This window comes from Polaromonas sp. UC242_47, from assembly GCF_044452385.1.
GTDB lineage: Bacteria > Pseudomonadota > Gammaproteobacteria > Burkholderiales > Burkholderiaceae_C > Polaromonas.
Genome location: NZ_JBIOAO010000001.1, coordinates 2,621,632 through 2,645,469, shown reverse-complemented (window position 1 = coordinate 2,645,469; position 23,838 = coordinate 2,621,632). Strand labels below are relative to the sequence as shown.

Sequence of the window (23,838 nt, the reverse complement as noted above, 5' to 3'; positions counted from 1 at the left end):
ATGTCTCTCCATCATTCTTGTCTGCGGCTGAGTTGACGTTGGCAGGACGGTGCGCTGCCACGCTGTCAGGGAGTTCCTGCAGGTGGCGAAAGGAATGGGCTTGGGGATTCCTGTTTGGTGAAGCCTTTGCCAGCGTTGATGTTGCTTGTGCTTCGCGCTGGCCGGGTCTCGGCCCGGCGGCCGAGTAACTTTCTTTTGCGTCGCCAAAAGAAAGTCACCAAAGAAAAGGCGACCCCGCTGTCTGCGTCCCCTTCGCTGCCGCTCAGGGGCAACCTGCGGTGCTCGGTCCAGTCGGGGGCGAGCTCGAACTCGCCTTCGGCTCAGACAATCGCTCGCCCTGATCCGACTGGACCTCCGCTCCTCGGCGCATACAGAAGGGGGTGGGGCGGATTCGGGTGCGGGGATGGATTCCGGCTTGCGCCGGAATGACAAGCGGGGACTGTCATTCATGCACGCGTTTGCAGCACACATAGCCAAATGAAGTCCCCCTCCATCGCCCAGCGGGGCGAGGGAGGGGTTAGGGGTGGGAGTGGGGAGTCAGGCCTACTGTCAGGCGCAAATCACAAGCGCAGCGTGATGCCGGCAGGACGGCAAACCCAATCTTATGAGTGAAATCGACCGCTAGCCCATACCCAGCGGGCGCAAGAAGCTATCAATAAAGTAGCAACTACAGCTTGGCCAGCCGCGCCAGCGCCATGTTCAGCGTCTCATCCTTCTTCGCAAAACAGAAACGCACCACGCGCTGATCGAACCCGTTGCCGTAAAACGCCGACAGCGGAATCGCGGCGACGCCGATTTCTGTGGTCAGCCATTTGCAGAAGTCGGCTTCGTTGAGGTCACTGACGTCCGAGATATCCACACACTGGAAATAGCTGCCCTCGCTGGGCAACAACTTGAAGCGGGTGTTGGCCAGGCCGGCGCGGAACAGGTCGCGTTTGCGCTGGTAAAACGCGGGCAGGTCGAGGTAGGGACGGGCGTCGCCCATGTAGGCGGCCAGACCGTATTGCACCGGCGTGTTGACGGTGAAGACGTTGAACTGGTGCACCTTGCGGAACTCGGCCGTCAGCGACGCTGGGGCCGCCACATAACCAACTTTCCAGCCGGTCACGTGGTAGGTCTTGCCGAAGCTGCTGACGATGAAGGCGCGCGCTGCCAGGCCGGGGAAACGTGCGGCGCTTTGGTGGACGCGGCCTTGTGCGGCGTCAAACACCATGTGTTCATACACCTCGTCGCTGATCAGCAAGACGTCGGTGGGCGCCAGGATTTCCTGCAGGCGCAACATGTCTTCGCGGGTCCAGACGGTGGCGCTGGGGTTGTGCGGCGAGTTGATGATGATGGCGCGGGTCTTGGCATTGATCGCGCTGCTGATCTTGTCGAAGTCGGGCCGGAAGGTGCCGGGAATCAGCGGCACCCGCACGGGGATACCGCCGGCGAGTTCGATGTTGGGCACATAACTGTCGTAACACGGGTCGAGCACGATGACTTCATCACCGGGATGGACCACGGCCAGGATGGCGGTGATGATGGCCTGTGTGGCGCCGGCCGTGACGGTGATTTCACTCGCCGCGTCATAAGTCCGGCCATGCAGTTGCTGCAGTTTGGCCGAGATCGCTTCGCGCAGCACCGGCACGCCGGTCATGGGCGGGTACTGGTTCAGGCCGCGTGTCATGGCATCGGTGACGGCGCCCACCAGTTGCGGGTCGCATTCAAAGTCCGGGAAACCCTGGCCCAGGTTGACCGCATTTTTTTCCGTGGCCAGGGTCGACATCACGGTGAAAATCGTCGTGCCCACCGCGGGCAGCTTGGTTTGCAGGGCAGGGGTGCGTTCGCTAACAGTCATCATGGTGCTCATGGGTGTTTAGAGTTCGAAATCGTTGTGGCGGCTGCTCATGGCCTTGGTGATCTGGTTGCGGTCCAGTTTGTCGTTGAGCAGTTCGGCAAACTTGTAGACAAAGTTGCGCAAATAGGCGCTGCGTTTGAAGGCCACACGAGCCACGTTCACGCCGAAGAGCGCACCGGCAGGTCGCGCTAGCAGGTCGCTGTTGGTGCCGTCGTCCTTGAGCGCCATTTCGGCCACGATGCCTATGCCCAGGCCCAGGCGCACATAAGTCTTGATCACGTCGGAGTCAATCGCTTCCAGCGCAATCCGTGGCTGCAGGCGTTTGGCGGCAAAGGCCAGATCCACCTTGGTGCGGCCGGTGAACGAGGGGTGGTAGGTGATCAGCGGCTGCTCGGCCAGGTCTTCCAGGGTGATGTGTTCCTGCCTGGCCAGCGGGTGGTCCAGCGGCATCACCAGCATGTGTTGCCACTCGTAGCAGGGCAAGGTGACCAGTTCTTCGTAACGCGACAGCGATTCGGTGGCGATGCCGATTTCGGCCACTTCATCGATCAGCATACGTGCCACCTGGTCGGGCGAGCCCTGGTGCAGACTGACGTTGACCTTGGGAAAGGCTTCGCGCAGCTTGGCCACCGGCACCGGCAACACATAACGTGCCTGGGTGTGGGTGGTGGCGATCGACAGGGTGCCGCTGTCCTGCGCGGAAAACTGCTCGCCGATGCGCCGCAAATTGCCGACCTCGCGCATGATCAGCTCTATGCTTTTGAGCACATGTTCGCCCGGCTCGGTCACGCGTTTGAGGCGTTTGCCGTGGCGCGCAAAAATCTCCACACCCAGTTCTTCCTCCAGCTCAATGATGGCCTTGGACACGCCGGGCTGCGAGGTGTGCAACGCACGCGCGGTTTCCGTGAGATTCAGGTTGCGCCGAACGGCTTCCTGGACAAAGCGAAATTGGTGGAGGTTCATACGGTATTTTGGCTAATTGTTCGCTTTATTATGCCTGTTTGAACCTATTGAAATGTGGCCGCAGCCGAATATTTGATCGTGTGCGGCGGTGCTCACGACAGTGCGATCTCGGCCATCAGCGCCGTCAATTGTGGGTGTTCGCCGGCCGTCGGCAACAGTTCGATGGGCACGCCCGGGTGCTGGGCCCGGACTTGTTCCACCAGGCGCGGCAAATCTTCACGGGCGTGTTTGCCTACACCCAAAAATAGCGGAAAGACCCTGATCTGGCAGGCGCCTGCGGCTATTAAATCCGTAGCGGCCTGGGGCAGGTCAGGGGGGCACAGTTCCAGGTAGGCACAACAGACCAGGGCCTCGGGGTCACGCGCACGTATCGCGTCGGCCACAGCTGCTATGGGCAGGCGCCACAAGGGGTCGCGCGAGCCGTGGGCCAGCAACACAATGCCCTGCTTCATCGTGATGGGCATCGTCAACGTCGCAACACCAGCCAGCCAAAGGCCCCTAGCGAAATGGCGGTGTACAACAAGCCGGGCGCCGCCGCCGCCAGCCAGGGTTGCCAGTTCTGCAGGTTGCCGATGTAGCCAAAAACGTTGTTGAGCAAAAAGAAGCTGATACCAATCATCACGCCGCCAAACACGTAACCGGCAATGCCGCCGCTGCGAAAGTGCAGGTAGGCAAAAGGCAGGGCCAGCACCACCATCACGAGGCAACTGAGCGGGTAAAACACTTTTTTCCAGAATTCGATTTCGTAACGCTGGGCGGCCTGGCCGTTGGCGTTCAGGTGGCGGATATAGGTGAACAGGTCAATCGTGCTCATACGCTCAGGTTTGAGCACGGCGACCGACACCATCTCTGCGCTGATCTCGGTCGGCCAGCGGAAATCGTTGATCTTGTTGATGCTGATTTTGGCGGAATCCCTGCCGGCGTCGGTGGGGGTGGCTTGTCCGGCTTTCACGGTGAATTCGGTGCGGGTGCCGTTTTTCAGCTGCCACGACGCATCCTCGGCAAAACTGGCGACCGGGGCCTGGGTGATGGAGGTCAGCAGGCCATTGTTGTCAAATTCGAAAACACGCACGTTGTGCATCTCGTTGTTGGACGACAAGGCGCCGACGTTGACCACGTAGCTGTTGTAGGCCTGTTTTTCCTTGAGCCAGGCACCGGTCTGGCCTATGGTGATGCGGCCCTGGAAACGGGCCTTGAGCAACTGGGCGCTGCGGTCGGCGGCCGGCGCCACGTAGTCGCCGATGGCAAAACACAGGATGGTAAACACGGCGCCCAGTGTCAGCAGCAGGCGCAAGGCACGCCAGGGCTCCAGACCGCTGGTGCGCAAAATGGTGTATTCCGAACTCTGCGCCAGCCGCGCCATCACAAAAATGGTGCCTATCAGCACGGAGATGGGAACCAGCTCGTAGAGATGGCTGGGAATCAGCAGCGCGACATACAGCAGCGCGTGGCGTATCTGGTAGGTGTTTTCGTCGGCGCTCACCAGGCCGGCGGCATTTTTGCCCAGGTACTGCAGTTCATCGACCAGGTCGAAAAAGAAAAACAGCGCCAGAAAACCCGCGGCCACAAAAGCGATGGAGGACAAGACCTCGCCATAAATCAGTCGGCGGATGGTTTTCATGCACCCACCTTGGCGGCTTGCCGGTCAGACTGCCGTTTGCGCTGCCGGCTCGCCGCACCTTTGAAGGTCCAGTTCAGATGGCGCTTGGACAGCCAGACCAACGCCAGCAGCAGAGCGCCACCATGCAGGGCCAGAACAAAGGAGCCGAAGTTGGCGGCACCGACCGAGATCCAGTTTTGGCCCAGGTTCAGCAGGTTGTGATAAACCACAAAGGTAAACAGCACAAAAATCAGGTTGCCACTGCGTCCCGCACGCGGGTTGACGCTGGCCAGCGCCAGCGCAATCACGACAAAATTGATCGCTGCCAGCGCCATGCCCACCCGCCAGGCGAGTTCGCCCTGGTTGCCGCGGGTGGGGTTGCGCACCAGTTCCCGGACGGATTTTGAATTTTCAGGAATCTGTTCACCGTTGACTTGTGCGCTGTCACCGGCCTTGCTGCCGTACTCCTGGAATTCGGTGATTTTCAGGGCGGATTTGCCGATCTCGCTTTCCAGCCGCTGACCGTCTTCCAGCAGCAGCATCTGGGCGTCGCCCATGGTGCTGATGCGCCCGGAGCGCGCTGTGGTGACCGAGTTTTTGCCTTTTTCGGTCGATGCAATAAACACGTTGTTGGTGGCTTTGCCCTCGGTGGATGCGCCGCGGTCTATGAAAAAGACGCGGTTGCCGTTCGACGATTCCTGGAACTGGCCGGGCGAGACCCGCTCGAGGTCGCCGCGTTGTTCGAAACGGTCTTTCATCTCCTGGGCCTGCTGGTTGGACCAGGGCCAGACGAAAAGAGACAGCAGCGTGATCACCAGCAAGACCGGCCAGGCAAAACGAAACAGCGGCACCAGGAAAAAACCGAGGCCGCGGCCGCTGACAAACCACACCACCATTTCGCTGTCACGGTACATGCGTGACAAGGTGCTGACCATGGCCACAAACAGCGACAGGGTGAGGATGATGGGCAGGCGACCGAGCGCCGAATAACCCATGACCATCATCACATCCTGCGGATTGACACTGCCGCGAGAGGCCTGCCCCAGGGTCCGGATCAGGACGATGGTGATCACAATGGTCATCAAAACCACAAGGGTCGCCCCAAAACTGCGCGCCAACTCTTTGCGGATCGAAGATTGGAATAACATTAGCTGAAACTTAGCCTTAACAACAACACAAGATACTGCGCTTGCCGCGCCGAACCACTGATTATGGACTTTGAACTCAAGACCCTGACCCCCGCCCGCATTTGCAGTGAAAAATGTGACGCCCTGATCGTTCTGATCGCCGGCGACACGCTTTCCGGCACCGACGCTGCGTCCAGGTTGGCCGCCTTGGCCATCAAGGCCGGCGATTTTGAGAGCAAGACCGGCAAGCTGCTCAGCGCTTACCGCCCCGAAGGTTTTGGTGCCACCCGCGTGTTGCTGGCCGGCGTCGGTGACGGCAGTGCAAAAAATGTCCGTGCCGGCGTGACCGCCGCGATGTCGGCTTTGAAAACCAGCAATGCCCGGCGTGTGTTGCTGAGCCTGGTCGCCTTGCCCCAAGCCGGCCAGGACACGGTGCGCGCCGCCGTGCTGGCTTGTGCCGACGCGGCGTATGTCTACAGCACCACCAAATCGAAACCGGCCGAGCAAAAACTGCAGCGGGTGTTGATAGGCGTGTCCACGCTGGCGGCCAGCCGGGCTGGTTTCGAGAAGGGGGTGGGCTTGTCCAAAGGTCTGGCCCTGGCGAAGGAGTGGGCCAACCGGCCGTCCAACCACGCCACACCCACCATGCTGGCCCAGGCCGCTAAAGAGCTGGGCAAGCTGCCCAAGATCAAGGTCGAGGTCCTGGGTCCGAAAGAAGTGGCCAAACTCGGTATGGGCTCTTTCATGGCTGTGGCCCAGGGTTCGGAAGAGCAACTGCGTTTTATTGTGCTGCGTTACGACGGTGGCCTCAAGGCCGAAGCGCCTGTGGTGCTGGTCGGTAAAGGCATCACCTTTGATACCGGCGGCATTTCCATGAAGCCCGCCGCCGAAATGGACGAGATGAAATACGACATGGGCGGCGCAGCCAGCGTACTCGGCACCTTCCGGGTGCTGGCCGAGCTGCAGCCCGCACTCAATGTGGTGGGCCTGATCCCGGCCTGCGAGAACATGCCGGACGGCCGGGCCATCAAGCCCGGTGACGTGGTCACCAGCATGAGCGGGCAAACCATTGAAATCCTCAATACCGACGCCGAAGGCCGGCTGGTGTTGTGTGACGCGCTGACGTATGCCGAACGTTTCAAGCCGCGTGCCGTGGTGGACATTGCCACCTTGACCGGTGCCTGCGTGATTGCGCTGGGTGGCGTGCGCAGCGGCCTGTTCTCCAGTGACGATGCGCTGGCCGCATCATTGAGCGCGGCCGGCGACAGTTCGCTGGACCTGTGCTGGCGCATGCCGCTGGATGAGGATTACGCCGAGGGTCTGAAGACCCATTTTGCCGATGTGGCCAACGTGGCCGGTCGTGCCGGCGGCGCCATCACGGCGGCCAAGTTCCTGCAGCGCTTCGCCGGCAAATTCCCCTGGGCGCACCTCGATATCGCCGGCACGGCCTGGAAAAGCGGCGCCGCCAAGGGCTCCACCGGACGTCCCGTGCCTTTGCTGGTGGACTTCCTGCTGGGCCAGGTTCAGCCGGCCGCGGCCAAACGACCGGCTAAAAAGCGGAGCGCACCCCGCGCATGACAGAAGTCGCTTTCCATTTCAACGTGCCGGACAAGCTGGCTTACAGCTGCCGGTTGTTGCGCAAGGCCTGGGGCAGCGGGGCGCGTGTCGTGGTGACCGGTGAGCCTGAGACGCTGAACCGCCTGGACCAGCTGCTGTGGACTTTTTCGCCGCTGGAGTTTGTGCCGCACTGCCAGTTGACGGCTTCTGCGGCCACGGTGGCTGCCACGCCGGTGCTGCTGGCCCGCACGCTCGACGACTGCCCGCACCATGAGGTCCTGGTCAACCTGGGGCAAGAGGTTCCTGCCGGGTTTGAGCGCTTCGAGCGTTTTATCGAATTGGTCGCGCTGGGCGACGAGGACCGTGTGGCGGCGCGCAGCCGCTGGAAGCATTACGCGGACCGCGGTTATGCCATGAAGCGCCACGACCTGGCCAGTGCAGGGGCGTCATGAACCGCGTCACCCAGCCGCCGCGTTTTGTGCCCACGCTGACAGAAATTGTTCAGCCCGCCGCAGCTGCGGTGACGCCCGTGCCTGATGCCGCGGACCCGCCAGCTCCGCCGGCGCCCGATCTGCCGCATCTTCAGGAGCAGATGGTGCACCGGGTCATGCAACGCGTTGATTTGACACTCGACCGGCTGCTGCGGGAAACCGTAGGTCGTCTGGTGCTGGAGCATACCCAGGCGCTGGCGCCCAGCCTGCGCGACGAGATCGAAACCGTGGTGCGGCAGTCGGTGAACCAGGCGTTTGAGCAGGAACTGGCCAGCCAGTGGCTGGACAAACGCTGAGCCCGCGCGCTGGTTCGCGCCGCGGCACGTAACCTTTTGTATGACACGTGCGCCCCTGTGGCGCTAGGGTAGCTTGCTATGGTGCAGGCGCGGAAATTGCGATATGTTGGGGGCCGTTGAGCATAAGGATGTTCTCAACCTTTAACGGTAATTTCTTACTTGGAGTGTGTTTATGCAAATGAAATGGACTGCGGTCGCTCTGGCCGCCACCCTGGTTGTTGCTTGCGGTAAAAAAGAAGAAGCCGCACCAGCCGCCACAGCACCTGCTGCGCCCGTCGCTGCGGCGCCAGCAGCCCCCTCCGGTGACACGGTTACCGTCAGAATCGGCCATGTGGCCCCGATTTCAGGCGCCCAGGCCCATTACGGCAAAGACAATGAAAATGGCGTGCGCATGGCCATTGAAGACCTGAACAAGCAGAACATCCAGATTGGCGGCAAAAAAGCCACTTTTGAAATCGTCGCCGAAGACGACGCCGCCGACCCGAAACAGGGCACGGCCGCCGCCCAGAAACTGTGCGATTCCAAAGTTGCCGGCGTGGTCGGTCACCTGAATTCGGGCACCACCATCCCGGCTTCCAAGGTTTACAACGACTGCGGCATTCCCCACGTCACCGGTGCCGCGACCAACCCGGACCTGACCAAGCCCGGCTACAACACCACCTACCGCATCATTGCCAATGACCTGGCCCTGGGCGCCGGCCTGGCGTTTTACGCCGCCGACAAGCTCAAGCTGAAAAAGGTCGCCATCATTGATGACCGCTCAGCTTATGGGCAGGGTGTTGCCGACATCTTCAAGAAAACCGCCAAGGAAAAAGGCATGACCGTGGTGGATGAACAGTTCACCACCGACAAAGCCACCGACTTCATGGCCATCCTGACCGCCATCAAGGCGAAAAGCCCTGACGCCGTGTTCTACGGTGGCATGGACCCGCAAGCCGGCCCCATGTTGCGCCAGATGGAACAGTTGGGCATGGGCAAGGTCAAGTATTTCGGCGGTGACGGCATCTGCACCTCCGAGATCGCCAAACTCGCTGGCGGCGCCAAGACCCTGGAAAACGTGGTTTGCGCCGAAGGCGGCGCTTCCTTGGCCAAGATGCCTGGCGGCGTGGAGTGGAAAAAACGTTACGACGAGAAATACCCGAACCAGTTCCAGGTTTACAGCCCGTACACCTATGACGCGACCTTCGTGCTTGTGGATGCCATGAAACGCGCGAACTCCATCGATCCCAAGGTCTACACCCCCGAGCTGATCAAAACCAGCATGAAAGGTGTGACCACCACCATCGAATTCCTGCCCAATGGCGAGCTGAAAAACCCCGCCATCACCCTGTACCACTACGTGGACGGCAAGAAAACGCCGCTGGAATAAAGATTCGCAGCTTCAGTCAAAAAGCCACCGCAAGGTGGCTTTTTTTTTTGCGGGTTTCATGCGGACACAAAAAAGCCCAGACTGGCTGGGCTTTCAGGAGTTTTTGCGACCGTGTTGGAAACTCACGGCTGCTTGACTTTTTGGCGGAAGAGGCGGGATTCGAACCCGCGGTGGGTATAACCCCACGCACGCTTTCCAGGCGTGTGACTTAAACCGCTCATCCACCCTTCCGCGAAGCCTCTGATTGTAGCAGTGCCAAGAGGCTGTTGCGTCGCGAGGGGCTGATTTTTTAATGATGCGCGTTGTGAAACTGGTGTTTTTCCAGTTGCGCCAGGGTCACGAACTCCAGCGTACGCAGGTGGGTGGACGCCAGGATCACTGGCGGCGCAGCGCCGGCTTCCAGCGCCTCGCGCCAGCGGATGGCGCACAAGCACCAGCGGTCGCCCGGCTGCAGCCCGGCAAAACGGTGTTCCGGCCGAGGTGTGCCGAGGTCGTTGCCGCGAGCCGCTGAAAACGCCAGGAACTCGCGGGTCACGCGCACACAGACCAGGTGGGAGCCCAGGTCGGTTTCGTCGGTGTTGCAGCAGCCGTCGCGAAAATAACCGGTCAGCGGATCGTAGGAGCAGGGAACCAGCTCGGTGCCCAATACATTTTTAGCGCTCATACCAACATTCTCGGTAGCGGGATCAGGCCGGTTTTCCTGTGGACTGCACCATTTTCATGGCCGAAGAGATCAGGGCCGAGACCTCGGTCATGTTGCTGGGCACGATCAGGGTGGTGGTGGCATCTCCGGCCACACGTGAATAAGCCTCGACAGCTTTTTCCGCGACCTTGAGTTGCACGGCCATTTCGCCGCCGGGCTGGCGGATGGCGGCCGCGACGACTTCGATCGCCCGCGCATTGGCTTCGGCCACGGCCGTGATGGCAGAGGCTTCACCCTGCGCGTTGTTGATGGCGGCGAGTTTTTCGCCTTCGGAGCGGGCGATAAAGGCTTCGCGTTCGCCGGTGGCGATGTTGATTTGTTCCTGGCGGCGGCCTTCGGAGGCGGCGATCAGCGCGCGTTTTTCCCGTTCGGCGGTGATTTGCGACTGCATGGCATGCAAAATTTCCTTGGGCGGTGTCAAGTCCTTGATTTCATAACGCAGGACTTTCACACCCCAGTTCAGCGCCGCTTCGTCGATGGCCGCGACCACCTGGGCGTTGATGATGTCGCGCTCCTCAAAGGTTTTGTCGAGTTCGAGCTTGCCGATCACGCTGCGCAGCGAGGTCTGGGCCAGCTGGGTGACGGCCACGATGTAGTTGGACGAGCCGTAGCTGGCGCGCATCGGGTCGGTGACCTGAAAATACAGAATGCCGTCTACCTGCAACTGGGTGTTGTCGCGGGTGATACAGACCTGGCTGGGCACATCCAGCGGGATTTCCTTGAGCGAGTGTTTGTAGGCCACGCGGTCAATGAAAGGGACCAGGAAATTGAGCCCCGGTGTCAGGCTGCCATGGTATTTGCCCAGGCGTTCGATGACCCAGGCATTTTGTTGGGGCACAACCTTGATGCTGCGCGCGATAAAAATGACGGCAATCACCAGGATGACGAGAGCAATTTCCATTAAGTTCTCCGTTTAAACAAAAAAAAAGAGGCTGAAATCAGCCTTGTGTATTACAAGGTGCAATGTCTCACAGTTTGGCGACCACCAGCCGGTTGCCGTTCAACTCCTTGACCTTGAAGAGTCCGGGCTGGGGCGCGGCCTCGGCGTCGGCAAGCTGCACCGTCCACTGGGCGCCGCGGTATTTGACGCTGGCCGTGGCATCGGCATTCCACTGCTGGACATGCACGGTTTCGCCGATGTCCATCTGTACGTCGCTGTTGGCATTGGCCTGGGCCGGTTTGGGGCTTTTGCTGCGTTGCCAGTGCCAGGCCACGACGGCGCCACCACCGACCAGCGCGGCCACCACAATCTGGACAATAAGCGGGGCACCCAGGTGGGCGGCCAGTGCGGCGGCCACCATGCCTATGGTCAGCATCAGCAGGTAAAACGTGCCGGTGACCAGTTCCACCGCCACGGCGACACCCGCCAGCAGCCACCAGATGGTTGAATCGGCCATATTCCATTTCCCTTGCGTTTCGTAAAAGCTACATTTTGGGCCAGAAGCCCGATTTGACAAGCTTAACCGGGGCCCTGAAAGGCCCAGCAGGCTCGGACTTCATCAAATATCTCTACACTTCGGCCCTGATTTGATTTTTTTGTATTTCCAGGCAAGGGCCTCCCGATGAAATTCCGCTTCCCCATCGTCATCATTGACGAAGATTTCCGCTCCGAAAACACTTCCGGCCTGGGCATTCGTGCGTTGGCGCAGGCCATCGAGTCGGAGGGCTTCGAGGTGCTGGGCGTCACCAGTTACGGCGACCTGTCGCAATTTGCCCAGCAGCAAAGCCGCGCCAGTGCTTTTATCCTGTCGATCGACGATGAGGAATTCTCGCCCGGCCCGGACCTGGACCCGGCCGTGCTGGACCTGCGCCACTTCATTGAAGAAGTGCGGCGCAAGAACCTGGACGTGCCGATTTACGTCTATGGCGAGACCAAAACCTCGCGCCACATCCCGAATGACATCCTGCGCGAGCTGCACGGTTTCATCCACATGTTCGAGGACACGCCCGAATTTGTAGCGCGCCACATCATTCGGGAAGCCAAAAGTTACCTCGAAGGGGTGCAGCCGCCGTTTTTCAAGGCCTTGCTGGACTACGCCGAAGACGGCTCCTACTCCTGGCATTGCCCGGGGCATTCGGGGGGCGTGGCCTTCCTGAAAAGCCCGGTCGGGCAGATGTTTCACCAGTTTTTTGGCGAAAACATGTTGCGTGCCGACGTGTGTAATGCGGTGGAAGAGCTGGGCCAGTTGCTGGACCATGACGGCCCGGTGGGTGCCTCGGAGCGCAATGCCGCCCGCATCTTTAATGCCGATCACTGCTTTTTTGTCACCAACGGCACCTCGACCTCCAACAAGATGGTCTGGCACCACACGGTGGCGCCCGGCGACGTGGTGGTGGTGGACCGCAATTGCCACAAGTCCATCCTGCACGCCATCATCATGACCGGGGCGATTCCCGTGTTCCTGAAGCCGACGCGTAACCATTTCGGCATCATCGGACCCATCCCCAAGGAAGAGTTCGAAGTGGCCTCTATCCAGGCCAAGATCAAGGCGAATCCGCTGCTCAAGGGGGTTGATGCCAAGAAGGTCAAGCCGCGTGTGTTGACCATCACCCAGTCCACCTACGACGGTGTGCTTTACAACACCGAGACCATCAAGGGCATGCTGGACGGTTATGTCGAGAACCTGCATTTCGACGAGGCCTGGCTGCCCCACGCCGCGTTTCACCCGTTTTACGGCAGCTACCACGCCATGGGAAAAAAACGTGCGCGTCCCAAGCAGGCCATGGTCTACGCCACGCAGTCCATCCACAAGCTGCTGGCCGGTATCAGCCAGGCCAGCCATGTGCTGGTGCAGGACTCGCAGACCGTCAAGCTGGACCGGCACCTCTTTAACGAGGCCTATTTGATGCACACCTCGACCTCGCCGCAGTACAGCATCATTGCAAGCTGCGACGTGGCGGCCGCGATGATGGAGCCGCCAGGCGGCACCGCGCTGGTGGAGGAAAGTATTCTGGAAGCGCTGGATTTCCGCCGCGCCATGCGCAAGGTGGCCGAAGAATACGGCAAGGACTGGTGGTTCAAGGTCTGGGGTCCGGACAAGCTGGTCGAGGAGGGCATTGGCCGCTCGGAAGACTGGATCATCAAAGGCGAGGCCAAAAACGCCAAGGCCGGTGTCAACTGGCACGGTTTCGGCAAGATGGCGACCGGTTTCAACATGCTGGACCCGATCAAGTCCACCGTGGTTACGCCCGGCATGGACCTGAACGGCAAGTTTGCCAAGACCGGCATTCCGGCCAGCATCGTCACCAAGTTCCTGGCCGAACACGGCGTGGTGGTCGAGAAGACCGGCCTGTACAGCTTCTTCATCATGTTCACCATAGGCATCACCAAGGGCCGCTGGAACAGCATGTTGACTGCGCTGCAGCAGTTCAAGGACGACTACGACAAAAACATGCCGATGTGGCGCATCCTGCCCGAGTTCTGCCAGAAGTACCCCAAGTACGAAAAAATGGGCCTGGCCGACCTGTGCCAGCACCTGCATACGCTGTATGCCAAGTACGACATCGCGCGCCTGACCACTGACATGTATTTGAGCGACCTGACCCCGGCCATGAAGCCCAGCGATGCTTACGCGCACATTGCCCTGCGCAAGACCGAGCGGGTGGAAATCGACCACCTGGAAGGCCGCATCACGGTCGGTCTGGTCACGCCTTACCCGCCAGGCATTCCGCTGCTGATCCCGGGCGAGGTTTTCAACAAGAAGATCGTTGACTACCTGAAGTTCTCACGCGAGTTCAACACGCAGTGCCCGGGTTTCGAGACCGACATCCACGGCCTGGTCGAGGAAGAAGACGCCAACGGCAAGAAGCATTACTACGCCGACTGCGTCAAGGAGTAAGGCTAGGGACGTGCCGGCGGCATGTCCTCGCGCACCCGCATGAAGCTGGCGAAGCGCGGAATGCCGCTGTTGTTGAGGCCGCGAAAGCGGTAAGTCACCCAACTGCCCACGGCCGGCGGGTTTTTCGCTGGGCATCGCTGAAACCGGTGCCCAGTTTGAAGCGCCGGGCCGGCTGGCCGTCTGCACCCGGGATTTCCACCAGCAACGCGCCCAACATGCCGGCGTATTTGCCCTGGCCGTCGATCGCGGCGATGACGCGGGCTTCGGCATCTTCATGGGTTTTGAGCTTGAGCAGGTCGTCATTGCGCCGCGCCTGGTAGAAGGAGGCACCGCGGTGCAACATCAGGCCTTCGCCGCCCATTCTGACGGTTTTGGCCAGCAAGGCCTGCAGTGCGGCCGGGCTGGCCACCTTGCTTTGCACCACCGCCTGCACCCAGGGCTGGTCAATCTGGCTGACCGTGCCGTTGAGCACCGGAATCCGCTCGGAAAACGTGCCGCCCTGCGCCGGCAGGTCAAACACCATGAAACGCATTGCATGCCAGGCGGCCTCGTTGGGCGTTTGCTGGCGCACGGTGGACACGGCTTTGGAAAACTGCCCGCGCCCGGCCCAGAGTTCGCCGTCCATCGCCACCTTGGGCCAGCCGGCGGTAAACCAGGCCGGGGCGGCAATGCGTTCACCGCCACGGGTCCAGAGCTGTTTGCCGTCCCAGTAGCCGCGCACACCGTCGAGTTTTTCACTGACCCAATAGTCGCTCAGCGTGATGCCGGGGTGGTACACATTGGCCAGCATCAGCGGCGGGCGGGTCTCGGCCGCCGACAGGGGCGGGGCGGGTGTCAACAGGCCGGCCAGCGCCAGCAGCAGGGGCAGTGTCTGGAAACGCAATAGGCGAAAGCCTGGCCGCGAGCGGGCGCGGCTCAAGGCGATGGTGTCTGTGGGCATGGGCGCTAATTTACTATTGTCTGGATCATTCGTAATGCCTTTACACAGGGCGGTTTGGGGACTATTTCGGTCAACAGACGCTGTGGCCGTGGTCTTCTGCTAGCGGGTTGGCTGACCGACTTATTGCTTGTGTACAGTCTTTCTGCCAGGCGGTGACGGCATCCAGCCGCCCAGCGCCGACATGAAAGGAATCCAGCCATGATGTACCAAGGAAGCTGCCATTGCGGGCAGGTCGCCTTCGAGGTCGAGGGTGAACCCACGAAGGTGTTCGCCTGCAATTGCTCCATCTGTTTGCGCAAGGGCTCGCTGCTCTGGTTTTTGCCGCACAACAAGCTGCGTCTGCTGACGCCGGAGGAAAACGCCAGCACTTACGAATTCAACAAACACGTGATCAAACACCGGTTTTGCCCCACCTGCGGCATCCATCCTTATGGCGAAGGGGTGGGCCCTTCGGGCGAACGTATGGCGGCGATCAATGTGCGTTGTCTAGAGGGCATTGAGCTGTCTTCCCTGACCGTGGAGCAGATCGATGGCCGGGCCAGGTAAACGCATGGTTGCCAGCGACATCGACAACATCGAACGGGCCACGGTGGCGGCCGTGTCGCCTGAAGCGCTTGAGGAACTGGACGGCTGGTTGCTGCCCCTGGGCCGCGGCACGGTGAACCGGGCCAAAAGTGCGGTGCCGTTGCAGCACCGTGCGGGGGGTCTTGCTGTGGTGGGCCAGATCGAGGCGCGTTACGCGGCGCACGGCCTGCCGGCGCTGTTCCGTCTGGCGACCGACGCCTGTTTTGACGGCCTGCGGCAGGAACTGATACGGCGTGGTTACCGCGCCGAACGCCCGACGCTGGTCCAAGTGGCGGCCACGGAGCTGGTGCGCGCGGTGTCCGGTGAAGCGCCAGCCGACACCGCCAGCGCACCGGATGCGGCCTGGGCGGCGCTGTTTCTGGGGGATGGGGTGGATCCGGCCGATGGCGCCAGCCGCGTCGCGGCCTTGAGCCGGGCTCAGGGTTCGCTATACGCCAGTGTTCGCGAGCAGGGCGCCACCGTGGCCGCCGGGGCCGCCGCCTTTTCCCATGGCTGGGTCAGCGTGCACGGCATGCGCACCATCCCGGCGTGCCGGGGCCGCGGACTGGCCGGCCGCGTCTTGGCCGGGCTGGCCGAGGCGGCGCTGAGCCAAGGCGTGGCGCGCACTTTTCTGCAGGTGGAGGCGGGCAACAGCGCGGCTCAGGCGCTTTACCGTCGCGCCGGTTTTGAAACCGCCTGGTGTTATGAATACTGGTGCCAGGCCTGAGTCAGCTATTGCTATTGGATTGATAGCTGCTGGCGTCCGTGGATCAAGGGCGGGAGGCCGATTTGATTCATGATCCACGGGTTTTCAGGCTGTGCGATGTCGCTGCAGGCCTGTTTCCTTAAGCTTTTTAGGCCTCTAGCCCATACGGGACGGGCGCCAGCAGCTATCAATCCAGTAGCGACTGACGCGCTGCTGCGTAAGGCTCAGGGCTCAGTCCTCTTCGGTGGGTTCGGCGATGCCGCCTACCACCTGGTTGAAGCCGCCGTCCACATAAGTGATTTCGGCGCTGACGCCGGCCGCCAGGTCGCTCAGCAAAAAAGCGGCGACATTGCCGACGTCGTCAATCGTCACGTTGCGGCGAATCGGCGAGGCTTCGGCCACGACATTCAGGATCTTGCCGAAACCCTTGATGCCGCTGGCGGCCAGGGTTTTGATCGGGCCGGCGCTGATGCCGTTGACCCGCATGCCCGTGCCTTTGCTGCCCAGCGACTCGGCCAGGTAACGCACCGAGGCTTCCAGGCTGGCTTTGGCCAGGCCCATGGTGTTGTAGTTGGGCACGGTGCGCACGCCGCCCAGGTAGGTCAGGGTCAGCAGGGCCGAATTCGGGTTGAGGTAGGGCAGGGCCGCCTTGGCCATGGCCGGAAAGCTGTAGGTGCTGATGTCGTGCGCGATGCGAAAGTTTTCGCGGCTCAGGCCGTCCAGGAAGTCGCCGGCAATCGCTTCGCGCGGCGCAAAACCGATGCTGTGGACAAAGCCGTCGAAGGTGGGCCAGGTCTGCGACAGGTCCGCAAACAGTTGGGCGATCTGGGCATCGTCGCCGACGTCGCAGTCATACATCAGGGTGGAGCCGAAGTCGGCGGCCAGCTCGGTGATACGCGCCTTGAAACGTTCGCCGACGTAGCTGAAGGCCAGCTCGGCGCCTTGCGCATGGCAGGCTTTGGCGATGCCGTAGGCGATGGACCGGTTGGACAAGACGCCGGTGATCAGCAGCTTTTTACCCGTCAAAAATCCCATGTTGGCCCCTCAAAGGTTCGCACGAAATCTGTCCGTTCAAACTGAGCCGGCCCCAGGGCATGTTATGGCCGCGTCAGGCTGCTTCGGAACGGCGAAACAGATGATGCAGAATTGTCGCATGCGGATTTTGCAAAAGTTGTTGTGTTTTGTCGGGCTGGTCGTGGCTTGTGCGCCGTCCTGGGCCGCGCATGGTTATGCGCTCTGGGACGACCTGAAGTACCCGCCTGGCTTCACCGCCTTCGACTACGTCAACCCTGACGCGCCCAAGGGCGGCGAGTTGCGGCTGGTCAGCAACCAGCGTTATTCGACCTTCGACAAATACAACCCCTTCACCATCAAGGGGGCGCCGCCGGCCTATCTCGACGCCTTGCTGTTTGACACGCTGCTGACAGGCGCGATGGACGAAACCGCCTCCGGCTACGGCCTGCTGGCCGCGGATGTGACGGTCGCGCCTGATCGCCGCAGCGTGACCTTTCGCCTGCGGCCCGAAGCGCGTTTTCACAATGGCCTGCCGGTGGAGGCCGCCGATGTGAAACACAGCTACGACACCCTGATCGGCCCCTACACCGCGCCGGGCTACAAGACGCTGCTGCAGGAGGTGGGCGGCGCCGACGTGCTGGATGCGCGCACCATCCGTTTCCGCTTCAAGACGCTGAACCGCGAGCTGCCGCTGATTGTGGGCAGTCTGCCCATTTTCAGCCGCGCCTGGGGCATGGACAAGGGCAAGGCCAAACCTTTCGACCAGGTGGTGATGGACATTCCGATCGGCAGCGGCGCCTACAAGATAGGCCCGGTGCGTTTCGGCAAGGACATCACCTATGTGCGCGACCCGAACTACTGGGCGCGCGACCTGCCGGTGAACCGCGGCAGCCACAACTTCGACCGCATCACCGTCAAGATCTACCGTGACAACACGGCCCGGCTCGAGGCGCTCAAAGCCGGGGAGTTCGACATGATGAGTTTTTATTCGGCCGGTGACTGGGCGCGCCGGGTGAATGGCAAACGCTTCAACACCGGTGAACTGGTCAAAAAAGAGTTTCAGCACAAAAAGCCTGCGGGCTTCCAGAGCTTTGTACTGAACAGCCGCCGCGAGAAGCTGAAAGATCCGCGCGTGCGGGAGGCGCTGGGCCTGGCGCTCGACTACGAGTGGATGAACCGCCAGATGTTTTACGGTGGTTATCCGCGCGTGAAAGACCTCTTCGGCAACACCGATTGCGAGGCGCAAGGCCTGCCGTCACCCGAAGAACAGGCCTTGCTCGAGCCCTGGCGCGGCAAAATTCCCGATGCCAGCTTCGGCCCCATGTACATGCCGCCCAGCACCGAAGGGCAGGGCCAGTCGCTGCGCAACAACCTGCGCCGCGCTCGCGATCTGCTGAAAGAGGCCGGCTGGGAATACCGCGATGGCGCCCTGCGCAATACCAGGGACGAGGCGATGACGCTGGAGTACCTGGACAGCAAGGAGGGCGGTGTGCGCACGGTCTCGCCCTGGGTGCGCAACCTCGAGAAGCTGGGCGTGACGCTGAACTTCGCCACGGTGGATTTTGCGCTTTACCAGGAGCGATTGGACCGTTTCGATTTTGATATCACCACCATCGCCTTCCCCGGCACCAGCAACCCCGGCCAGCAACTTCTGGAGATTTTCGGCAGCAAGGCCGCGAAAACCGAAAGTTCGGGCAACTACATGGGTGTGTCCACCCCGGCGGTCGATGCCTTGCTCAAGGACGTCGTCAATGCCGACACCAAGGCCGAGTTGTTGCCCGCCTGCCGCGCGCTGGACCGCGTGATCATGCACAGCCACTACCTGATTCCCCAATGGACGTTGATGTCGCACCGCATCGTTTATGACAGCTGGCGGCTGGCGTTCAAGGCGCCCATGCCCCCTTACGCCGGTGGTGAGGATTGGGTCATGGGCACCTGGTGGGCCAAGCCCCCGCCGAAACCCTAGACGAGAAGGAAACCGGCCATGCTCTCCTATGTTCTCAAGCGGCTGCTGCTGTTCATCCCGACCCTGCTGGGGGTCCTGCTTGTCACGTTTCTGGTGATCCAGTTCGTACCGGGTGGTCCGGTGGAGCAATACCTGGCGGAGGCGAAGACGGCCGGTCGTGGCGGCGCTGGCGGCTTCGAGTCGGGTGGCGGCACCTACCGGGGCAACCAGGGCGTGGACCCCAAGCGCCTGGCGCAGATCAAGGCGCTGTACGGTTTCGACAAGCCGGCGCATGAGCGCCTCTGGCAAATGTTGGGGCAATTTGCGCGCTTCGATCTCGGCAAGAGTTTCTTCCAGAACAAGGATGTCTGGACCTTGATTTTGGAGAAACTGCCGGTCTCTATCAGTCTGGGCCTGTGGACCTTTTTCATCAGTTACGGCGTGGCCATCCCACTCGGCGTGGCGAAGGCGGTGCGCGCCGGCTCGCGCTTTGACCTGGTCTCCACGCTGATCATACTGATCGGTTATGCCATTCCTGGCTTTGTGCTGGGCGTGGCGCTGCTGGTGGTCTTCGGCGGACAGCTGCAGTGGTTTCCGCTGCGCGGATTGACTTCCGCCAACTGGGACGAACTGAGCTGGGCTGCGCGTATCACCGACTACCTCTGGCACATCACCTTGCCGGTCACGGCCATGGTGCTGGGCAGTTTTGCGGTGACGGCCATGCTCACCAAAAACGCCTTCCTCGAGGAAATCCGCAAGCAATACGTGTTGACCGCGCGGGCCAAGGGCCTGGGTGAGCGGCAGGTGCTCTGGAAACATGTGTTCCGTAACGCGCTGATTCCCATCATCACCGGTTTGCCGGCGGCCTTCATAGGCGCCTTCTTCGCGGGCTCGCTGCTGATAGAAACCTTGTTTTCGCTCGACGGGCTAGGCTTGCTGGGTTACGAAAGTGTGATTCGGCGCGACTACCCGGTGGTGCTGGGCACGCTTTACATCTTCACGCTGATCGGCCTGGTCACCAAGCTGATTTCCGATCTCTGTTATGTCTGGGTGGACCCGCGTGTCAAGTTTGATTAACCCCCCCGAAGCGACCGTTGGCCACGTCCCCTCCGAGGGGGCGCCGCTGGCGGACCGGCACAGCCGGCTCCGCGGCGGCTCTGATAAAAAGAGTTCCGCTGCCAGTCTGAGCCCGGGGCGCCGCGCCTGGCAACGCTTCAAGCGCAACCGGCTCGGTTTCTGGAGCCTGGTGGTCTTCACGACGCTGGTGGTGCTGAGCCTGTTCGCCGAGGTCTTGTCCACCGACAAGCCGCTGATCGTGCGCTACCAGGGGCAGACGTATTTTCCGGTCTTGCGCGACTATTCCGAAAAAACCTTTGGCGGGGACTTCGAGACACCGGCCGACTACCTCGACCCCTTCATCCGCGAGCGGCTCACCACCGGGGACAACTGGGCGGTCTTCGCGCCCAACACCTACGGCGCGAAGACGCTTAACTACTTCGCAAAAGCGCCCAGCCCGGCCGCGCCCTCGGCCGACAACTGGTTCGGCACAGACGACCGCGGGCGCGACCTGCTGGCGCAACTGATTTACGGTTTTCGCGTGAGCGTGTTGTTCGCGCTGGCACTGACCGCCATCGGCACGGTGTTAGGCGTGGCGGCCGGCGCGGTGCAGGGTTACTTCGCGGGCAAGATAGATCTGGCCTTCCAGCGTTTCATCGAGATCTGGAGCTCGATGCCCGAGCTCTACCTGCTGATCATCTTCAGCGCCATCTTCAAGCCCAGCGTGGCGCTGCTACTGATTTTGTTGAGCATGTTCGGCTGGATGGCCCTGTCCGACTATGTGCGTGCCGAATTCCTGCGCAACCGCCAGATGGACTATGTGCGCGCCGCCCGCGCCCTGGGTGTGAGTAATAGGCAGATCATGTGGCGCCATATCCTGCCCAACAGCATGACGCCGGTGGTGACCTTTTTGCCCTTTCGCATGAGCGCGGCGATCCTGGCGTTGACCTCGCTGGACTTTCTGGGCCTGGGCGTGCCGCCGGGCACGCCGTCGCTGGGTGAGTTGCTGAGCCAGGGCAAAAACAATATAGACGCCTGGTGGATATCGTTGTCCACCTTTGCCGTGCTGGTGGTCACGCTGCTGCTGCTGACCTTTATGGGCGATGCGCTGCGTGATGCGCTGGACCCGCGGAAGATGGACAAATAATGACTTTGCTGAATGTCAAAAACCTGCGCGTTGGTTTTGCGGGCAAGGACGTGGTGCATAGCATCGATTTTTTCATCCAGCCTGGCGAAAAAGTTGCGCTGGTCGGCGAATCGGGCTCCGGCAAAACCGTCACGGCATTAAGCCTGCTGCGCCTGGTGCAGAACGCGGAGGTCTCTGGCCAAGCCGGTTTTACCGGGCGCGAAGGGACTGTCGATTTGTTGTCGATTCCCGAGCGGCAATTGCGCGGCATTCGCGGCCAGGACATTGCCATGATTTTCCAGGAGCCCATGACGGCGTTGAACCCGCTGTTCACCGTGGGCGAGCAGATTGCCGAAGTTCTTGAGCTAAAACAGGGTCTGGCCCGCACCAGCGCTGCGCAGGAAGCTATCAAACTGCTAGCGGATACCGGGATTTCCGAAGCTGCACGGCGGGCCCAGGCCTTTCCGCACCAGCTTTCGGGCGGGCAGCGCCAGCGCGCCATGATTGCGATGGCGCTGGCCTGCCAGCCTAAGCTGCTGCTGGCCGACGAGCCGACCACGGCGCTGGACGTCACCCTGCGGGTGCAAATCCTGGACTTGCTGACGGTGCTGCAGCGACGCAACAACATGGCCGTGCTGCTGATCACCCACGATTTGAACCTGGTGCGCCGTTTTGCCGACCGTATCGTGGTGATGGAAAACGGGCATATTGTTGAAACCGGCCCGGTGGCCCAGGTGTTTGCCAACCCGCAACACGCCTACACCCGCAAGCTGATCGCCAGCCGGCCGGCGCGTGACGTGGTTGAGGGCGAGTCCGACCCGGCCGCGGCGCCCGTCATGCAGGCCACCGATTTACGTGTCACCTACCCGGTGCGCCGGCCCGGCGTGGCGGGCTGGTTCAAGGCCGGCGAGTTTGTGGCCGTGAAAGCGGCCAGTTTCAGCATCCCGCCCGGGCAGACCCTGGGGGTGGTGGGGGAGTCCGGCTCGGGCAAATCGACGCTGGCCCTGGCCGCGCTGGGGCTGCACCCGCACCAGGGGCGGTTACTGGCCGCCGGCCAACGCTGGAGCCGCGATACAGTGCGCAACAAAGCCATGCGGCGTATCGTGCAGGTGGTGTTTCAGGACCCGTTTTCCTCGCTCTCGCCGCGCATGACGGTGGAAGAAATCGTCGGCGAAGGCCTGCTGGTGCACGAGCCCGGGCTGTCCACGGCCCAGCGCCGCGAGCGGACCCTGCTGGCGCTGACCGATGTGGGCATGGGCGAAGCCCAGTTTCCCGGTTTGTTGCAGCGTTATCCGCACGAGTTTTCGGGCGGCCAGCGCCAGCGCCTGGCGATTGCCCGGGCCCTGATCGTGCAGCCGCAATTGCTGGTGCTGGACGAACCAACCAGCGCGCTGGACGTGACCATCCAGAAACAGGTGCTGCAGCTTTTGCAAAAACTGCAGCGAGAGCGCGGCCTGAGCTACCTGCTGATCACCCACGACGTGGACGTGATTCGCGCCATGGCGCACCAGGTGATGGTGATGAAAGACGGGGAGGTGCTGGAGGCCGGCCCGGTGGAGCGCGTGCTGGAGCAACCGGAACACCCGTACACCCGAATCCTGGTGGCGGCCCAGGTGTGAGAGCCTGTTTGCGCTCTCCATGGGGTCGCGTTGGGACGCAATCGGGATGAGTTGCTCGCCAAGATCACGCCGCATGGGCTGATGCCCATGCAAGGGATTTGGTGGGCAAATCGCCCGATTGCGCTCCAACCCGCAGGGTCGGTGCCTTTTCGGGCGCTCTGCGGCGTTGCGGCGCTTGCCAATAGCCAGCTATCGGCGGCGCACCGCGCCTTGCAGCCCATCCCGAAAAGGCGCCTGCGCGGCCCCATCGAGATCGCAAACAGGCTCTAACGGCTTTATTCATCAATTTGAATGAATCAAAAATGATGGATGATTCAAAATCATTCATTTTTCCGTATGCTGGCCGCAAGCTTGCGGATGCGGGCATGTAAACTGCTTGCAGAGGCGTCTGTTGCAGGCTACAATACGCACTTCACGACCAAATGGGCGGGTTTTCACCGCCCATTTTTTTTGGGCGTTTGTTTTTGCACCCTTGATTTTTAAGAAGCTGCCTCCGGAACTGAATGGCCTTACACGACACGATTGAGCAAACAGTCACAGGACTGGGATACGACCTGGTGGATATTGAACGCACCAGCGGTGGATTGCTGCGTGTCACGATCGACCACCCCTATACGGCGGACACCGAAGAGCAGTTCATCAATGCGGAAGACTGCGAAAAAGTCACGCGCCAGTTGCAGTTTGTGCTGGAAGTGGAAGGCGCGGCGTATTCCCGGCTCGAGGTGAGCTCGCCGGGCATAGACCGGCCTTTGCGCACTGAAAAAGATTTTGAGCGTTTTGCCGGCGAGATGGTGGACATCACCCTCAAGGCGCCCATCGGCGTGGCGGCTTCCGCCGGTTCGGTGGTATCGGCGAATCGTAAAAAATTTCGCGGAACACTTGAACGTGCCGCCTCCGGGTGGCAAATTGTGTGGAGCGAAGAGCCCGCCGCCAAGCCCGGTCAGAAAATTAGCAAGAAGCGGGTCCCCGCGCCGTTGCAGGCGCTGGGCTTCACGCTGGATGAGATTGCACAGGCGCGACTGGCGCCTGTGGTGGACTTCAAGGGACGCAGGCCAAAAGGCGCGTCCGCAACAGAGATATAAA

Annotated in this window: 22 protein-coding genes, 1 tRNA gene and 1 pseudogene; 12 read left to right on the top strand and 12 right to left on the bottom strand. The window is 61.4% G+C overall.

Features of this window, described 5'->3' with window-relative positions; genetic code table 11:
- Positions 1–667: 667 nt before the first annotated feature.
- The 5 genes from ACHMXK_RS12855 to lptF form a co-directional block, all read right to left on the bottom strand.
- On the bottom strand, positions 668–1,843 hold the full coding sequence (locus ACHMXK_RS12855; RefSeq protein ID WP_397442519.1) for a pyridoxal phosphate-dependent aminotransferase: 1,176 nt from the start codon (positions 1,841–1,843) through the stop codon (positions 668–670).
- Between the two features lie 15 nt (positions 1,844–1,858).
- Positions 1,859–2,803, bottom strand: coding sequence for a CysB family HTH-type transcriptional regulator (locus ACHMXK_RS12850; protein ID WP_397440894.1), 945 nt, complete (start codon positions 2,801–2,803; stop codon positions 1,859–1,861).
- Positions 2,804–2,895: 92 nt separating this feature from the next.
- Positions 2,896–3,255, bottom strand: a complete 360-nt coding sequence (locus ACHMXK_RS12845; RefSeq protein WP_397440892.1) for a sirohydrochlorin chelatase — start codon at positions 3,253–3,255, stop codon at positions 2,896–2,898.
- A gap of 14 nt (positions 3,256–3,269) precedes the next feature.
- Positions 3,270–4,424 carry an LPS export ABC transporter permease LptG gene (gene lptG, locus ACHMXK_RS12840; protein ID WP_397440890.1) on the bottom strand — a complete coding sequence of 385 codons (1,155 nt, stop codon included), beginning with the start codon at positions 4,422–4,424 and terminating at the stop codon, positions 3,270–3,272.
- The gene (lptF, locus tag ACHMXK_RS12835; RefSeq protein WP_397440888.1) at positions 4,421–5,551 is read right to left on the bottom strand and encodes an LPS export ABC transporter permease LptF; all 1,131 of its coding nucleotides are present in this window, start codon (positions 5,549–5,551) and stop codon (positions 4,421–4,423) included. Before lptF ends, lptG begins: the two co-directional genes overlap by 4 nt.
- Positions 5,552–5,614: 63 nt before the next feature.
- Here lptF and ACHMXK_RS12830 point away from each other — a divergent pair, with 63 nt between their 5' ends.
- From ACHMXK_RS12830 to ACHMXK_RS12815, 4 genes are all read left to right on the top strand, one after another.
- Positions 5,615–7,108, top strand: a complete 1,494-nt coding sequence (locus tag ACHMXK_RS12830) for a leucyl aminopeptidase (RefSeq protein WP_397440887.1) — start codon at positions 5,615–5,617, stop codon at positions 7,106–7,108.
- The gene (locus ACHMXK_RS12825; RefSeq protein WP_397440885.1) at positions 7,105–7,539 is read left to right on the top strand and encodes a DNA polymerase III subunit chi; all 435 of its coding nucleotides are present in this window, start codon (positions 7,105–7,107) and stop codon (positions 7,537–7,539) included. Before ACHMXK_RS12830 ends, ACHMXK_RS12825 begins: the two co-directional genes overlap by 4 nt.
- Entirely contained in the window at positions 7,536–7,874 is a 339-nt protein-coding gene (locus ACHMXK_RS12820) for a hypothetical protein (RefSeq protein ID WP_397440883.1), read from the top strand. The genes ACHMXK_RS12825 and ACHMXK_RS12820 overlap by 4 nt, the downstream gene beginning before the upstream one ends.
- Before the next feature lie 172 nt (positions 7,875–8,046).
- Positions 8,047–9,243, top strand: a complete 1,197-nt coding sequence (locus ACHMXK_RS12815; RefSeq protein WP_397440881.1) for a branched-chain amino acid ABC transporter substrate-binding protein — start codon at positions 8,047–8,049, stop codon at positions 9,241–9,243.
- A 141-nt stretch (positions 9,244–9,384) separates the two neighbouring features.
- Here ACHMXK_RS12815 and ACHMXK_RS12810 read toward each other — a convergent pair.
- The 4 genes from ACHMXK_RS12810 to ACHMXK_RS12795 all read right to left on the bottom strand — a co-directional run bounded on the left by ACHMXK_RS12810 (position 9,385) and on the right by ACHMXK_RS12795 (position 11,343).
- A tRNA-Ser gene (locus tag ACHMXK_RS12810) sits at positions 9,385–9,474 on the bottom strand.
- Between the two features lie 58 nt (positions 9,475–9,532).
- Complete coding sequence (locus tag ACHMXK_RS12805) at positions 9,533–9,907, bottom strand: DUF2237 family protein (RefSeq protein ID WP_397440879.1); 375 nt, start codon at positions 9,905–9,907, stop codon at positions 9,533–9,535.
- A 22-nt stretch (positions 9,908–9,929) separates the two neighbouring features.
- On the bottom strand, positions 9,930–10,847 hold the full coding sequence (locus ACHMXK_RS12800) for an SPFH domain-containing protein (RefSeq protein ID WP_397440877.1): 918 nt from the start codon (positions 10,845–10,847) through the stop codon (positions 9,930–9,932).
- 67 nt (positions 10,848–10,914) lie between these two features.
- The gene (locus ACHMXK_RS12795) at positions 10,915–11,343 is read right to left on the bottom strand and encodes an NfeD family protein (RefSeq protein ID WP_397440875.1); all 429 of its coding nucleotides are present in this window, start codon (positions 11,341–11,343) and stop codon (positions 10,915–10,917) included.
- A gap of 165 nt (positions 11,344–11,508) precedes the next feature.
- Here ACHMXK_RS12795 and ACHMXK_RS12790 point away from each other — a divergent pair, with 165 nt between their 5' ends.
- Complete coding sequence (locus ACHMXK_RS12790) at positions 11,509–13,785, top strand: Orn/Lys/Arg decarboxylase N-terminal domain-containing protein (protein ID WP_397440873.1); 2,277 nt, start codon at positions 11,509–11,511, stop codon at positions 13,783–13,785.
- A gap of 2 nt (positions 13,786–13,787) precedes the next feature.
- Here the strand turns inward: ACHMXK_RS12790 and ACHMXK_RS12785 are convergent, their stop codons facing one another.
- Together ACHMXK_RS12785 and ACHMXK_RS12780 are read right to left on the bottom strand one after the other, a co-directional pair.
- Positions 13,788–14,012: a hypothetical protein gene (locus tag ACHMXK_RS12785; RefSeq protein ID WP_397442518.1), complete on the bottom strand. Its 225-nt coding sequence runs from the start codon at positions 14,010–14,012 to the stop codon at positions 13,788–13,790.
- Positions 13,964–14,575 (bottom strand): annotated as a pseudogene (locus tag ACHMXK_RS12780) (DNA ligase); the annotation flags it as partial. The pseudogene ACHMXK_RS12780 and the gene ACHMXK_RS12785, both read right to left, overlap by 49 nt.
- A 348-nt stretch (positions 14,576–14,923) precedes the next feature.
- Between ACHMXK_RS12780 and ACHMXK_RS12775 the strand changes: the two are divergent.
- Together ACHMXK_RS12775 and ACHMXK_RS12770 are read left to right on the top strand one after the other, a co-directional pair.
- Complete coding sequence (locus ACHMXK_RS12775; RefSeq protein ID WP_397440871.1) at positions 14,924–15,271, top strand: GFA family protein; 348 nt, start codon at positions 14,924–14,926, stop codon at positions 15,269–15,271.
- A gap of 4 nt (positions 15,272–15,275) precedes the next feature.
- The gene (locus ACHMXK_RS12770; RefSeq protein WP_397440869.1) at positions 15,276–16,016 is read left to right on the top strand and encodes a GNAT family N-acetyltransferase; all 741 of its coding nucleotides are present in this window, start codon (positions 15,276–15,278) and stop codon (positions 16,014–16,016) included.
- Between the two features lie 210 nt (positions 16,017–16,226).
- On the opposite strand, the gene fabI is transcribed toward ACHMXK_RS12770, so the two are convergent.
- Complete coding sequence (fabI, locus tag ACHMXK_RS12765) at positions 16,227–17,030, bottom strand: enoyl-ACP reductase FabI (RefSeq protein ID WP_397440867.1); 804 nt, start codon at positions 17,028–17,030, stop codon at positions 16,227–16,229.
- A gap of 118 nt (positions 17,031–17,148) precedes the next feature.
- Between fabI and ACHMXK_RS12760 the strand changes: the two genes are divergently transcribed.
- The 5 genes from ACHMXK_RS12760 (at position 17,149) to rimP (ending at position 23,837) form a co-directional block, all read left to right on the top strand.
- On the top strand, positions 17,149–18,975 hold the full coding sequence (locus ACHMXK_RS12760) for an extracellular solute-binding protein (protein WP_397440865.1): 1,827 nt from the start codon (positions 17,149–17,151) through the stop codon (positions 18,973–18,975).
- A gap of 18 nt (positions 18,976–18,993) precedes the next feature.
- Positions 18,994–20,031, top strand: a complete 1,038-nt coding sequence (locus ACHMXK_RS12755; protein WP_397440863.1) for a microcin C ABC transporter permease YejB — start codon at positions 18,994–18,996, stop codon at positions 20,029–20,031.
- A 46-nt stretch (positions 20,032–20,077) separates the two neighbouring features.
- The gene (locus tag ACHMXK_RS12750; RefSeq protein ID WP_397442517.1) at positions 20,078–21,157 is read left to right on the top strand and encodes an ABC transporter permease; all 1,080 of its coding nucleotides are present in this window, start codon (positions 20,078–20,080) and stop codon (positions 21,155–21,157) included.
- Positions 21,157–22,755, top strand: coding sequence for an ABC transporter ATP-binding protein (locus ACHMXK_RS12745; protein WP_397440861.1), 1,599 nt, complete (start codon positions 21,157–21,159; stop codon positions 22,753–22,755). Before ACHMXK_RS12750 ends, ACHMXK_RS12745 begins: the two co-directional genes overlap by 1 nt.
- Before the next feature lie 503 nt (positions 22,756–23,258).
- Positions 23,259–23,837 carry a ribosome maturation factor RimP gene (gene rimP / locus ACHMXK_RS12740; RefSeq protein ID WP_397440859.1) on the top strand — a complete coding sequence of 193 codons (579 nt, stop codon included), beginning with the start codon at positions 23,259–23,261 and terminating at the stop codon, positions 23,835–23,837.
- The last annotated feature ends 1 nt before the right edge of the window (position 23,838 follow it).